The organism is Hymenobacter aranciens (genome assembly GCF_030580865.1).
Taxonomy (GTDB): Bacteria; Bacteroidota; Bacteroidia; order Cytophagales; family Hymenobacteraceae; genus Hymenobacter; species Hymenobacter aranciens.
Genome location: NZ_JAUQSY010000002.1, coordinates 527,171 through 538,971 on the forward strand (window position 1 = coordinate 527,171; position 11,801 = coordinate 538,971).

Annotated in this window: 11 protein-coding genes; 2 read left to right on the forward strand and 9 right to left on the reverse strand. The window is 63.2% G+C overall.

Going from position 1 to position 11,801, the window contains the following annotated elements:
• Positions 1-56 precede the first annotated feature (56 nt).
• The 9 genes from Q5H93_RS04385 to Q5H93_RS04420 form a co-directional block, all read right to left on the reverse strand.
• Positions 57-1,196 carry a sensor protein KdpD gene (locus tag Q5H93_RS04385; RefSeq protein WP_305005274.1) on the reverse strand — a complete coding sequence of 380 codons (1,140 nt, stop codon included), beginning with the start codon at positions 1,194-1,196 and terminating at the stop codon, positions 57-59.
• Between the two features lie 178 nt (positions 1,197-1,374).
• Positions 1,375-2,469: a porin gene (locus tag Q5H93_RS04390; RefSeq protein ID WP_305005275.1), complete on the reverse strand. Its 1,095-nt coding sequence runs from the start codon at positions 2,467-2,469 to the stop codon at positions 1,375-1,377.
• Positions 2,470-2,489: 20 nt separating this feature from the next.
• The gene (gene kdpC / locus Q5H93_RS04395) at positions 2,490-3,050 is read right to left on the reverse strand and encodes a potassium-transporting ATPase subunit KdpC (protein ID WP_305005276.1); all 561 of its coding nucleotides are present in this window, start codon (positions 3,048-3,050) and stop codon (positions 2,490-2,492) included.
• Between the two features lie 263 nt (positions 3,051-3,313).
• Entirely contained in the window at positions 3,314-5,359 is a 2,046-nt protein-coding gene (gene kdpB, locus Q5H93_RS04400; RefSeq protein ID WP_305005277.1) for a potassium-transporting ATPase subunit KdpB, read from the reverse strand.
• Between the two features lie 12 nt (positions 5,360-5,371).
• A complete protein-coding gene (locus Q5H93_RS04405; RefSeq protein WP_305005278.1) occupies positions 5,372-5,680 on the reverse strand; it encodes a hypothetical protein in 309 nt (102 codons plus the stop codon).
• 152 nt (positions 5,681-5,832) lie between these two features.
• Positions 5,833-7,533 carry a potassium-transporting ATPase subunit KdpA gene (kdpA, locus tag Q5H93_RS04410; protein WP_305005279.1) on the reverse strand — a complete coding sequence of 567 codons (1,701 nt, stop codon included), beginning with the start codon at positions 7,531-7,533 and terminating at the stop codon, positions 5,833-5,835.
• Between the two features lie 71 nt (positions 7,534-7,604).
• A complete protein-coding gene (kdpF, locus tag Q5H93_RS24130) occupies positions 7,605-7,685 on the reverse strand; it encodes a K(+)-transporting ATPase subunit F (protein ID WP_068333317.1) in 81 nt (26 codons plus the stop codon).
• A 371-nt stretch (positions 7,686-8,056) separates the two neighbouring features.
• Positions 8,057-8,743, reverse strand: coding sequence for a DUF4369 domain-containing protein (locus tag Q5H93_RS04415; RefSeq protein WP_305005280.1), 687 nt, complete (start codon positions 8,741-8,743; stop codon positions 8,057-8,059).
• 81 nt (positions 8,744-8,824) lie between these two features.
• Positions 8,825-10,177 carry a sigma-54-dependent transcriptional regulator gene (locus tag Q5H93_RS04420; protein WP_305005281.1) on the reverse strand — a complete coding sequence of 451 codons (1,353 nt, stop codon included), beginning with the start codon at positions 10,175-10,177 and terminating at the stop codon, positions 8,825-8,827.
• Between the two features lie 249 nt (positions 10,178-10,426).
• Between Q5H93_RS04420 and Q5H93_RS04425 the strand changes: the two genes are divergently transcribed.
• Both Q5H93_RS04425 and Q5H93_RS04430 read left to right on the forward strand, forming a co-directional pair.
• On the forward strand, positions 10,427-11,116 hold the full coding sequence (locus Q5H93_RS04425) for a Sir2 family NAD-dependent protein deacetylase (protein WP_305005282.1): 690 nt from the start codon (positions 10,427-10,429) through the stop codon (positions 11,114-11,116).
• A 64-nt stretch (positions 11,117-11,180) separates the two neighbouring features.
• The gene (locus Q5H93_RS04430) at positions 11,181-11,744 is read left to right on the forward strand and encodes a metal-dependent hydrolase (protein ID WP_305005283.1); all 564 of its coding nucleotides are present in this window, start codon (positions 11,181-11,183) and stop codon (positions 11,742-11,744) included.
• Positions 11,745-11,801 lie beyond the last annotated feature (57 nt).

The window sequence follows — 11,801 nt, forward strand, 5'->3', positions numbered from 1 at the left end:
CGCGAGTGCGAACGTTCAGACTCGCGGACTGCAAAGTCCGCGCTACTGTGCGTTACTTAATAAGTTACCAGATACACGTCGGTTTCCGGCGCATCCCGCGCCACGGCCCGCAACAAATCATTCGTGACACCCCGCCGGAACAGCCGCGCCCACCAGCCCCTGGCGCGGGTGATGCCGCAGACTAGCAGCGTGGCGTTTTTCTCGGCCGCTACTTGCCTGATGGCTGCCACCACGTCGTCGTTTTTCACCCGCAGAATCTGCGCGCCCAGCTCCACGGCCAGCTGCAGGTTATTAAGCAAATGGCGCTGCGTAGCCAGCCCGATGCGCTCGGCAGTTTCGCGGCCCGTCTGCACGTAGAGCACGTACCAGGCGGCCGCGCCGAGCTGGTCGGCCAGGCGCGAGGCTTTGCGGATGATTTCGCGGGCGGCGGCCTCGTTGGTGTTGATGCAGGCCAGCAGCCGGTCGTCGTTGCGGCGCGGGGCGGGCGTGTCGTCGCTCACCTGGCGGTTGAGCAGTTGGGCCACCTCCCGCACAGCCAGCCGGCGCAGCTGCAGCAGGTTGTCGGCGCGGAAGAAGTTATTCAGCGCGGTGGGCACCTTGGCGGGGTCGTAGATTTTGCCTTCCTGGAGCCGGGCGCGCAGCTCGGCCACGGTCAGGTCCACGTTCACTACCTCGTCGGCCTGCCTGAGCAGTTGGTCGGGGATGCGCTCGGTTACGTCGGTGCCGGTTATTTTGAGCACCTGGTCGTGCAGGCTTTCGAGGTGCTGCACGTTCACGGCCGTAATCACGGCGATTCCTTGCTGCAACAAGTACTCTACGTCCTGCCAGCGCTTGTCGTGGCGCGAGCCGGGCACGTTGGAGTGGGCCAGCTCGTCGACAATTACCACCTGCGGGCGGCGCTGCACGATGCCGTCGAGGTCCATTTCCTCCAGCGCCCGGCCCTTGTAGAAGACGTGCTTGCGGGGCAGCAGCGGCAAATCCGGCAGCCCGGCCACGGTGCCGGGGCGGCCGTGGGTTTCGATGTAACCTAGCAGCACGTCCACGCCGTGGCGGCGCAGCTCGTGAGCTTCCTGCAGCAGGCGGTAGGTTTTGCCCACCCCGGCGGCCAGCCCCAGGTACACCTTGAGCGTGCCGCGCCGCCGCGCCTGCACCAAACGCAGGAATCGCTCGGCGGATTGGTCGCGGGAATCAGGCATTGGGAAGGTAAAATTGGTTGATTGAACTGGCGCGAGTTTAGGCGCAGCCGTAACTCGTGCCTACTATCATGGGAGGCTGTGCCTCCCCCGCCCGCGCCGATTGAACGTTCTGCTGCGAGGCGCAGCCTCGCCCGAATGGTCGGCACGAGTTACGGCTGCGCCTAAACTCGCGCCAGTGCTAAAACGAAAACGCCACGCTGCCCGTCACATTCCCGTAGCTGCGGTTGTCCACGTTATCGGCCCGCCCAAACACGCCGTTGATGCCGTCCAGATACCGCCCTTCCAGCCGCGCCAGCACCCGGGGCGTGGGCGCATAATCGAGGTTAAGCGAGCCGCCCGCCACCCGAAAATCAGCATCCGACGCCGCCGGCATACTACTGCTGATAATGACGCCGCGCTCGGCGTAGTAATACTCGCCCCGCACGGTGGCCGAGAGCTTGTCGGCCAGCTGCTGCTTCACGAACACCGCCCCGCTGTGCCAGGTATCGTGGCCGCGCCGGCCAGCGCTCTGCTGCTTGCCCACGTCGAACACCAGCGCCAGACTGGTGCGGGCGCTGGCCGCGTACGTGATGTAAAAATCATGGAAATAGCGCCGCCGAATGATGGAATCCTGCGGCTGTTCGTTGCCATAAAACGTGCTGCTATTGATGAGAATCTTACCCGTCGGCCTCCACTGCAGCTGCGTGCCCAGGGCCTTGGCCTGGTTGGTTTCACGGATGTTCTGCCAGCCGTTCAGCACCAGCCCGGTCAGGGTCAGCTTGGGGCTCACCTCATAAGTGAGGCGGGCACCAGACTCGTAGTACGGCGAGTTCTCGGCCATCAGCGAGCGGGTCAGCGTCCAGTTATCTTTAGAAATGGCCGACTCAAACCCGATGTGCGAGCCGAAAATCCCCACGTCGAGCCAGGCCTTCTGGAAGGGCCGAAAGCCCGCGTACGCCTCATACACGTGCCGCAACACGGGGTCTTCGGCGGCGTAGTTGGCGCTCACGTAGGTGCCGGCGTGCAAACCCAGCGCCCCGCGCACGCGGCCGTCGTCGTAGCGCAGCCCCACCACGCCCTGGTTGATGGCAAACTCGTTCTGGCGCCCGTGCGAGTACAGGAAATACTGCCGGTTGTTGCCGTTGGCATGGTCAAAATCGTAGCCGAAATAGGCATCCACGAAGCCGTAGTAGCTGAGTGGCGCGGTGACCGCGGCCGAGTCGGGCGCGGCCGAAGATTGGGCGGAAGCGGCCAGCGGCAGCGCCGTCAGCAGTCCGAAAACAAAGGATTTCATAAGCGGTAAGGGGAACAAAACTACTGACCGGCCAGCTCGTCGAGGGCCAGATTGAGCGATAAAACATCTACGACGTCGGGGCCGAAAAGCACGGCCGTGGTGTAGCGCGGAATCAGGTTGCGCACTTCCTGGGCACTCAGGCGGCGCACGCGGGCAATGCGCGCCACCTGCACCAGCGCGCCCTGCGGCGAGAGGTGCGGGTCGAGCCCCGAGCCGCTGGCGGTGAGCAGCTCAGCGGGCACGTCGGCCGCTTTCACCCCCGGGTTTTCAAGTAAAAAAGTATCCAGCCGGGCCTGCACCAGGGCCAGGTATTCCGGGTTCGACGGCCCCTTATTCGAGCCGCTGCTGGCGTCGGCGTGGTAGTCGGCCGCCGAGGGCCGGGAGTTGAAATACTCCGGCCGGTCGAATTTCTGCCCCACGCGGGCAAAGCCCACCACCCGCCCGTGGCGGCTGACGGTAACGCCCGCCCCCTGGCCGGGGGCCAGCTGGGCGGCGGCCCACACCAGGGCCGGGTATAGCCCGCAGCACAGCAGCATCATGGCTAGGGTGAGGCGCAGGGCGGGAAGGAGTTGGGTTTTCATGAGAAGTTGTTAAAAAGGAATGAAGAGGAGGGCGAAACTCCCCTCCTTGGAAAGGAGGGGATGTTGCGGCGCAGCCGCAACGGGGGTGGTTCGCCCGGTCGCGCCGTTCGCGCCGCTTAGAAAAAGGTAGTTGTACAGTCGGGTCGTTCAGGTATCGTTCTGACGGGCGAACCACCCCCGCTCGCTGCTCAGCGCAGCTCGCGTCCCCTCCTTTTCCAAGGAGGGGAGTTTTGTTCTGTTGCTCACCATACCTTGTCGTTCTATCACATACACCACCCCACCACCACGTCAATCAGCTTGATGCCCACGAACGGCACCGCCACCCCGCCCAGCCCGTAAATCAGCAGATTGCGCCGCAGCAGGGCCGAGGCCCCAATGGGCTTATAAGCCACCCCGTTCAAAGCCAGCGGCACCAGCGCCGGGATGATGATGGCATTGAATATCACGGCCGAGAGAATGGCCGACTGCGGCGACTGCAGCCCCATCACATTCAGCGCCCCCAGCGCCGGAATGCCCGCCATGAACAGCGCCGGCACGATGGCGAAGTACTTGGCCACGTCGTTGGCAATCGAAAACGTCGTCAAAGTCCCGCGCGTCATCAGCAACTGCTTGCCGATTTCCACCACTTCGATGAGCTTAGTGGGGTCGTTGTCGAGGTCCACCATGTTGCCGGCTTCCTTGGCCGCCGGCGTGCCCGAGTTCATGGCCACGCCCACGTCAGCCTGGGCCAGGGCGGGCGCGTCGTTGGTGCCGTCGCCCATCATGGCCACCAGGCGGCCCAGGCGCTGCTCGGCCCTTATGTACTGCATTTTATCCTCCGGCTTGGCTTCGGCGATGAAGTCGTCCACCCCGGCTTTCTCGGCGATGAATTTTGCCGTCAGCGGGTTGTCGCCGGTCACCATCACCGTTTTGATGCCCATGCTGCGCAGCCGCCCAAACCGCTCCCGGATGCCGGGCTTTATCACGTCCTGTAATTCCACCACGCCCAGTACCCGGTCGTTTTCGCTCAGCACCAGCGGGGTGCCGCCGTTGCCGGCCACCGTGGCCACCCGCTCAGCCACCTCGGCCGGGTAGGCCTGCCCGGCGCGCTCGGCCAGCTGCCGGATGGCATCGGCGGCGCCCTTGCGCAGGCGGCGGCCGTCGGCCAGCGTCACGCCCGAGCTACGGGTTTCGGCGGTGAACTTGATGAGCTCGGCCCCGGTCAGCTGGGGCTGCAGGGCCAGGGCTTCCACCTTGTGGTCGCGGGCCAGCTCCACGATGCTCTTGCCCTCGGGCGTTTCGTCGGTGAGCGAGCTGAGCGTGGCCTGCTCCACGAACCGCCCCATCGGCACGCCCGGCGCGGGCCAGAAGTGCGTGGCCCGGCGGTTGCCGATGGTGATGGTGCCGGTTTTATCCAGCAGCAGCACGTCCACGTCGCCGGCCGTTTCCACGGCCTTGCCGCTCTTGGTGATGACGTTGGCCCGCAGTGCCCGGTCCATGCCCGCAATGCCGATGGCCGACAGCAGCCCGCCAATCGTGGTCGGAATCAAGCACACAAACAGCGCGATAAACGCCGCCACCGAAATCGGCGTGCGGGCATAATCGGCAAACGGTGCCAGCGTCACGCACACAATCACGAACACCAGCGTGAAGCCCGCCAGCAGAATCGTGAGGGCAATTTCGTTCGGCGTTTTCTGCCGCGAGGCGCCCTCCACCAGCGCAATCATCTTGTCCAGAAACGACTCGCCCGGCTCGGTGCTCACCCGCGCCACGATGCGGTCGCTCAGCACTTTGGTGCCGCCCGTCACCGACGATTTATCGCCGCCCGCCTCGCGAATTACCGGCGCCGACTCGCCCGTAATGGCCGACTCGTCAATCGTGGCCAGGCCCTCGATAATCTCCCCGTCGGTCGGGATAACCTCGCCCGCTTCCACCACAAACACCTGCCCTTTGCGCAGCCCCGCCGAGCTCACTGCCTCCAGCGTGCCGTCGTCCAGGCGCAGCGTGGCAGGGGTATCCTGCCGCGTCTTCCGCAGCGAATCGGCTTGCGCCTTGCCCCGTGCCTCGGCAATGGCCTCGGCAAAATTGGCGAATAAGAGCGTGAGCAGCAGCACCACGAACACCGTGAAGTTGTAGCCGAAGCTGCCCTGCGCCGCGTCGGGCCGCGCCAGCAGCCCCAGCGTCACCACCAGCATCACCGCTGTGCCCAGCTCCACGGTGAACATCACCGGGTTGCGCACCAGCGTGCGCGGGTCGAGCTTCACAAAGGCCTGCCCGATGGCCTCGCGCACCAGCGCCGGTTGAAATAAAGAAGGAGATTGAGTTGCCATGTTAAAAAATAATCAAGAGAGAAAAAAGCCCGTCCATCCGTCGAGCAGCCCCGTGGCACCGTCCAGCATGTCCGAGGGGCAGTCCAGCATGCACTTTGCGTCGTCCAGCACCTTCGAGGGCCAGTCGAGCAAGCCCGAGACATCGTCCAGCACGTCCGAGGCATCGTCCAGCACACCCGAGATGCAGTCGAGCACACCCGAGATGCAGTCGAGCACACCCGAGATGCAGTCGAGCACACCCGAGATGCAGTCGAGCATACCCGAGATGCAGTCGAGCCCCGACTGGCGCGAGTTTAGCGCAGCGTAACTCGTGCCTTTCATTCGGGCGAGGCTGAGCCTCGCATCAGAACGATTTGCGTAGCTAGCCGCTATGACCACTAGACGGGGCAGTGCGGGGGAGGCACAGCCTCCCGTGATAGTCGGCACGAGTTACGCTGCGCTAAACTCGCGCCAGTAATAGCCCCGAGAGAATGTTAATACAGCGTAAAATGCTCGGCCAGCGGCCCCAGCGCCAGCGCCGGGAAGAAGGCCAGCGCCGCGATAATCCAAATCACGAACAGCACCAGCACCCCGAAGGTGGCCGTATCGGTGCGCAGCGTGCCCGCGCTTTCGGGCACCGGCTGCTTGCGCGCCAGCAGCCCCGCAATGGCCACCGGCCCGATAATCGGCAGGTAGCGCGCCAGCAGCATCACCACGCCGGTGCTGATGTTCCACCACGGCGTATTATCCCCCAGCCCCTCGAAGCCCGAGCCATTATTGGCCGCCGACGAGGTAAACTCATACAGCATCTCGGAGAAGCCGTGGTACCCCGGGTTGGCCAGCCAGCCCGCGTATTCGGTGGGGTTGCCGGTGTAGAGGTGCGCCGATAAAGCCGTGCCCACCAGGATGAGCAACGGGTGCAGCAAGGCCACCAGCACGGCAATTTTCATCTCCCGCGCCTCGATTTTGCGCCCCAGAAATTCCGGCGTGCGCCCCACCATCAGCCCGGCGATGAACACGGCAATAATCACGAAAACAAAGAAGTTGAGAAAGCCCACCCCCACCCCGCCGTAAAAGGCGTTGGTCATCATGCCCAGCAGCTCGGCCATGCCCGAGATGGGCATGTGCGAGTCGTGCATCGAATTCACCGAGCCGCAGGAAATCACCGTGTTGGTAATGCCCCAGTAGGCCGAAGCCGCCGCGCCGAAACGCATTTCCTTGCCCTCGAGCGCCCCCAGCTGCTGGTCCACCCCCATGCGGGCGATGGCCGGGTTGCCGTGCAGCTCATAGTACACCGTGGGCGCCAGCAGCAGCAGAAAGCCCACCGTCATCACCCCAAACACCATGTACGACAGCCGCGGCCGCCGCAAATAATAGCCCAGGGCAAACACCAGCGCAAAGGGAATCAGCACCAGCGCCACGTTCTCCACCGCATTCGTGAGGTACGTGGGGTTCTCCAGCGGGTGCGCCGAGTTGGCTCCGAAGAAGCCCCCCCCGTTGGTCCCCAGCTCCTTGATGGCAATCATGGCCGCCGCCGGCCCCCGGCTCACGCTGACGGAGTCGCCCTGCACGGTCACGATGCTGGCTTTGCCGGCCCAGTTCATGGGCGTGCCCTGCCCCACCAGCACCAGCGCCACCCCCAGCGCGATGGGCAGCAGCACCCGGGTAATGCTCTTGACGAAGTAGTTGTAGAAGTTGCCGAGCTTGTCCCCCGCCCCGTCGCGCAGGGCATTAAACACCACCACGCAGGCCGCCATGCCCGTGGCCGCCGTCACAAACTGCAGAAACGTGATGGCAAAGAGCTGCGAGAAATACGTGGCTCCGCTCTCGCCCGAGTAGTGCTGCAAGTTGCAGTTTACCAGAAACGAGATGGCCGTATTAAACGCCTGGTCGGGCGTCATCGAGGGGTTATGGTCGGGGTTGAGCGGCAGGCTGCCCTGGGTGCACAGCACCAGCATGGCCCAGCCAAACCACGCTACGTTGATAGTGAGCAGCGCCACCAGATGCTGCGGCCAGGTCATGTCTTTGGCGGGGTTCACGCCCCCGAAACGAAACAGCAGCCGCTCCAGCGGCGCCAGGAAATCGGACCAGCTTTTGTCGCCCCGATAAATTGTGGCCAGGTAGCGGCCCAGCGGCACCGCCAGCAGCAGCGTGCTGCCGAAAATGACGAGGATGCCGAGAAGTTCTTGGGTCATGTTCAAGTTGGAAATACTGTCATGCTTGGCTACACCGACCTTCGGTTCGCTGCGCTCAGCATGACGGGCGGTTAAAATTTCTCCGGTTTCAGCAGCACGTAGCACAGGTAGCCGAAGGTGGCCAGCGAGAGCAGCAGCAGGGCGAGCATCATAGCTTTGTGAGGATTGAAGCGGGAAAATCAGATGCGCTCGCAGAAATCGACGGCGCGGTAGAACAGCCAGAAGCCGGCTAGGCCAGAGGCCGTGAGCAGCGGGATGAACAGGGAGGGAGGCATAAGCAAGGGTTCGTTTTGGTTGCTCAAGGCCCATTGCCAAATGCGGCCCACAAGCGCAGCCCACCATTTATTTCCCGGCTGGCACAACTGATAATCAATGCGCAATTTTTATTCAGCTCGAATATTCGTTAGGCCTAAACGCAAAAAACCGGGTCATTCTGACCCGGTGCGTCGGTCAGAATAACCCGGTTTTGATGGTCCGGTAGCAGCTGGCAATAGCTACTTCAGATACTTCGCCAGCGTGGTGTTCAACTCCTCAAGTCGCGGCCAGCAGGGCTGGCTTTCAATTCGGGGCTTAGGGCTTCGTAGAGCGGGGCCACGGTGGCGTACTGCGGCGGGTCCCACATGCGCATACCGTGCAGGGCATCCAGGCTAACCCAGGAATGGGGATTGGCCCGCACGAAGGCGTAGTTTGCTTGCAGCATGTCCTTGTCAAGGGCCGCCAGCTGCGCCTGTATCCGCTGGCTGAAGGCAGGGTCGTTGCGCTGGGCCTCGGTGGCCTTCTGCGCTTGGGCAGTGGTGGCCACCATGCGGGCACCGATGGGGGCCACTGCGGCTTGCAGGCGCAGGTGGTCGGTCATCACCGGGCCGCCTTTGAAAGCAGCGTTTTCCAGCGAGTCGGGGCTGGTAACCAGCAGCGTGCCGGGTTCTACGAATATGCTGGCGCGGTTGGAAATACGGCCAAACATGCTGCCCAGCCGGCCCTGCCGCCGCACTACCAATTGGGCCGCTACGGGTGCTTCGGCAGTGCCTCGTATTGTAAACTCCCCGTTTTTCAGCGTCGCTGAATCCAGCGGCTGCAGGCCGCGTACCAGGTAGATTTTAGCTGGTGCGCTCAGCCGGCCCACCTTGCCTTTGATGGTGTAAGTGAAGGGAGTTTGCGCGGCGGCCAGCACCGGCAGGGCCAGCAAGGCGGCAAGTAGCTGCTTTTTCATAAGCGGAAGTAAAAAGAGGTGATACTGGCCTTAACGCAGGCCCGCGCGCCACAGTATGCAAACCAAGCAGATTACAACCTCCTACAGTCCGTACTCCTGAATCTTGCGGTACAAAGTCTTGGTGCCGATGCCCAGCTGGCGGGCGGCCTCCATCTTGTTGCCCCCCGTGTCGAGCAGTACCTGCCGAATCTGGCGCTTCTCCAGGGCGCGCAAACTGCGGTCATGGGCCTCATCGAGACTGGGGGCGGGCGGCAGGTGGTGGAATTCGGGCGGCAGGTCGTCGAGGGTCAGCAGGTCGCCGTCGGCCAGGATGGCGGCGCGCTCCAGCACATTCTTGAGCTCGCGCACATTGCCGCGCCAGTCGTGGGCCCGCAGTTGGGCCAGCACCTCCGGCTCGAAGCCGCGCAGGCGGCGGCGCAGCTGGCTGCTGAAGAGTTGCAGGAAGTGCTGGGCCAGCACGGGCACGTCGTCGCGGCGCTCATTGAGCCCCGGCACCGGCACCGTGAACACGGCTAGCCGGTAGTATAAATCGGGGCGGAAATGGCCCGCTTCGGCCTCCTGGCGCAGGTTGCGATTGGTGGCGGCCACGATGCGCACGTCGATGCTCGTCGGCTTGGTGTCGCCGAGCTTCACAAACTGCCGCGTTTCCAGCACCCGCAGGAATTTGGCCTGCACATTCAGCTCCAGCTCCCCTATCTCATCCAGAAACAGGGTGCCGCCATTAGCCTCTTCCAGCAGCCCTTTCTTGTCGGCCAGCGCCCCCGTGAAGGCCCCTTTTTTGTAGCCAAACAGCTCCGATTCCAGCAAATCCTTTGGGAAAGCCGAGCAATTGACGGCCACGAACGGCCGGCTGCGACGCAGACTGGCCTGATGAATGGCTTGGGCAAACAGCTCCTTGCCCGCGCCGGTGGGGCCTTCCAGTAGCACGGTGCTATCGGTGGGCGCGGCGCGCTGGGCCAGGCGCTTAGCCTGCTCCAGGGCCGGCGCGTGGCCAATCATCGAGTCGAAGCTGTGCTGAGTGCCCACTTGCCGCTCCAGCTCGGCCACGCGGCGCTGCAGGCGGGCCTTGTCGGCGGCGCGGTCCACGGTCACCACCAGCTGCTCGTCGGCGTCGCCCTTGGTGAGGTAGTCGAAAGCGCCTTCCTTCATGGCCCGCACGCCGTCGGCAATGGTGCCGTAGGCCGTCATCAGCACCACCTCGGCCAGGGGGGCCAAGGCTTTGTAGCGGGGCAGTAGGTCGAGGCCGCGGCCGTCGGGCAGCTTCACGTCGCTCAGCACCACCAGCACCTCGCTGGCGTGTTCGCGCAGGGCCTGCAGGCCGCGGTGGGCGTCGGGGGCCTGGTGCACGGTGTAGCCCTCCAGCTCCAGCGTGCGGGCGATGGCATGACGCAGCACGGCTTCGTCGTCGATGAGCAGAATGGTTCCGGTGGACATGGGGCGAAAGTACGGCCGGGGGAAGAGTTATGAGTTTTGAGTTATGAGTTATGAATTGAAAAAAGGCTGTCATGCTGAACGCAGTGAAGCATCTTGCCCATGGTAGTAAATCCAATCGAAAGGGGTTAGCAATGCAGGCGAGATGCTTCGCTGCGTTCAGCATGACAGCCTTTTTTCACACTGTAATTTTCAATCCCAAACCCGTAATTTATAACTCAAAACTCCCCCCTGTTTCGTATCTTCGCACGCATGAAACACCTTGTAGTTCTGACCGGCGCCGGCGTATCGGCCGAGTCCGGTATCCGCACTTTCCGCGACTCCAACGGGCTCTGGGAAGAGCACCGCATCGAAGACGTAGCCTCGCCCGAAGGCTTTGCCCGCAACCCCGCCCTGGTGCTCGATTTCTACAACCAGCGCCGCGCCCAGGCCCGCACCGTGCAGCCCAACGCCGCCCACCTGGCCCTGGCCGGCTTCGAGGAGCAGCTTGGCTGGAAGGTCAGTATCATTACCCAGAACGTGGATGATTTGCACGAGCGCGCCGGCTCCACCCACGTGCTGCACCTGCACGGCATGCTCAACGAAATGCGCTCCGTGGCCGACGAAGCCACCGTGTACTACTGCGACGGCGACATCAATGTGGGCGACTTCGCCCCCGACGGCTCGCAGCTGCGCCCGCACATCGTGTGGTTTGGCGAGATGGTGCCCGCCATCGAGGAAGCCGCCGAAATCGTGGCCGAAGCCGACGCGCTGCTCATCGTGGGCACCTCGCTGCAGGTGTACCCGGCGGCCGGGCTGCTGCACTACGCCCCCGCCACCTGCCCCGTGTTCGTCATCGACCCGCACCAGCCCGAGGCCGGCCGCCGCAGCGTGCGCTACGTGGTGGAGCCCGCCAGCGTGGGCGTGCCGCAGGTGCTGAAGGATTTAATTAATAATGAGTAATTAATTAAAAGCCTGACTCCAAGCGTGCATTGCTAATTATTCATTATTAATTGTTAATTGCCTTATGGCTTCCGTTTTTGGTCACGTTGCCGTTGGTTTCACCCTGGCGCGCCTGCACTTTCGCGAGCGCGAATACTGGCCCTACTGGCTACTGGCCAGTGCCCTGGCCTTTCTGCCCGACGCCGACGTAATTGGGTTCAAATTTCACGTGCCCTATGCCAGCCTGTGGGGGCATCGGGGGCTGACGCACTCGCTGCTGGCGGCGGCCGTAATTGCGTTGGCAGTAACAATATTGGTGCGCTTATTTACAAAGCCCGGCCCTTGGCGGCCGGGCTTCGGGCGACTGCTGTCGCTGCTGTTTCTGGCCACAGCCTCGCATGGTGTGCTTGATGCCATGACCAGCGGCGGGCTGGGCGTGGCGTTCCTGAGCCCCTGGGAGCAGGAGCGGTATTTCTTTGATTTCCGCCCGATTAAGGTTTCCCCAATTGGCGTGAAGAATTTTATTGGTGAGCGCGCCTGGCTGGTGTTGCGCAGTGAGCTCATCTGGGTGGGCGTGCCGTGTTTGCTGGTGCTGCTGCTGCGCACCATTTTCACCTACCCGGCTACGGCAACATTGCGACAGTCGTAGCGCTACATTTTAACTACTTTTTAACCGCCCGACCGTATGAGAGCAGACATTTTGCTC

Bases quoted from the DNA above. Each gene is read 5' to 3' on its own strand.
- Q5H93_RS04385 (WP_305005274.1), bottom strand. From the start codon at position 1,196: ATGCCTGATTCCCGCGACCAATCCGCCGAGCGATTCCTGCGTTTGGTG.
- Q5H93_RS04390 (WP_305005275.1), bottom strand. From the start codon at position 2,469: ATGAAATCCTTTGTTTTCGGACTGCTGACGGCGCTGCCGCTGGCCGCT.
- kdpC (WP_305005276.1), bottom strand. From the start codon at position 3,050: ATGAAAACCCAACTCCTTCCCGCCCTGCGCCTCACCCTAGCCATGATG.
- kdpB (WP_305005277.1), bottom strand. From the start codon at position 5,359: ATGGCAACTCAATCTCCTTCTTTATTTCAACCGGCGCTGGTGCGCGAG.
- Q5H93_RS04405 (WP_305005278.1), bottom strand. From the start codon at position 5,680: ATGAAAGGCACGAGTTACGCTGCGCTAAACTCGCGCCAGTCGGGGCTC.
- kdpA (WP_305005279.1), bottom strand. From the start codon at position 7,533: ATGACCCAAGAACTTCTCGGCATCCTCGTCATTTTCGGCAGCACGCTG.
- kdpF (WP_068333317.1), bottom strand. From the start codon at position 7,685: ATGATGCTCGCCCTGCTGCTGCTCTCGCTGGCCACCTTCGGCTACCTG.
- Q5H93_RS04415 (WP_305005280.1), bottom strand. From the start codon at position 8,743: ATGAAAAAGCAGCTACTTGCCGCCTTGCTGGCCCTGCCGGTGCTGGCC.
- Q5H93_RS04420 (WP_305005281.1), bottom strand. From the start codon at position 10,177: ATGTCCACCGGAACCATTCTGCTCATCGACGACGAAGCCGTGCTGCGT.
- Q5H93_RS04425 (WP_305005282.1), top strand. From the start codon at position 10,427: ATGAAACACCTTGTAGTTCTGACCGGCGCCGGCGTATCGGCCGAGTCC.
- Q5H93_RS04430 (WP_305005283.1), top strand. From the start codon at position 11,181: ATGGCTTCCGTTTTTGGTCACGTTGCCGTTGGTTTCACCCTGGCGCGC.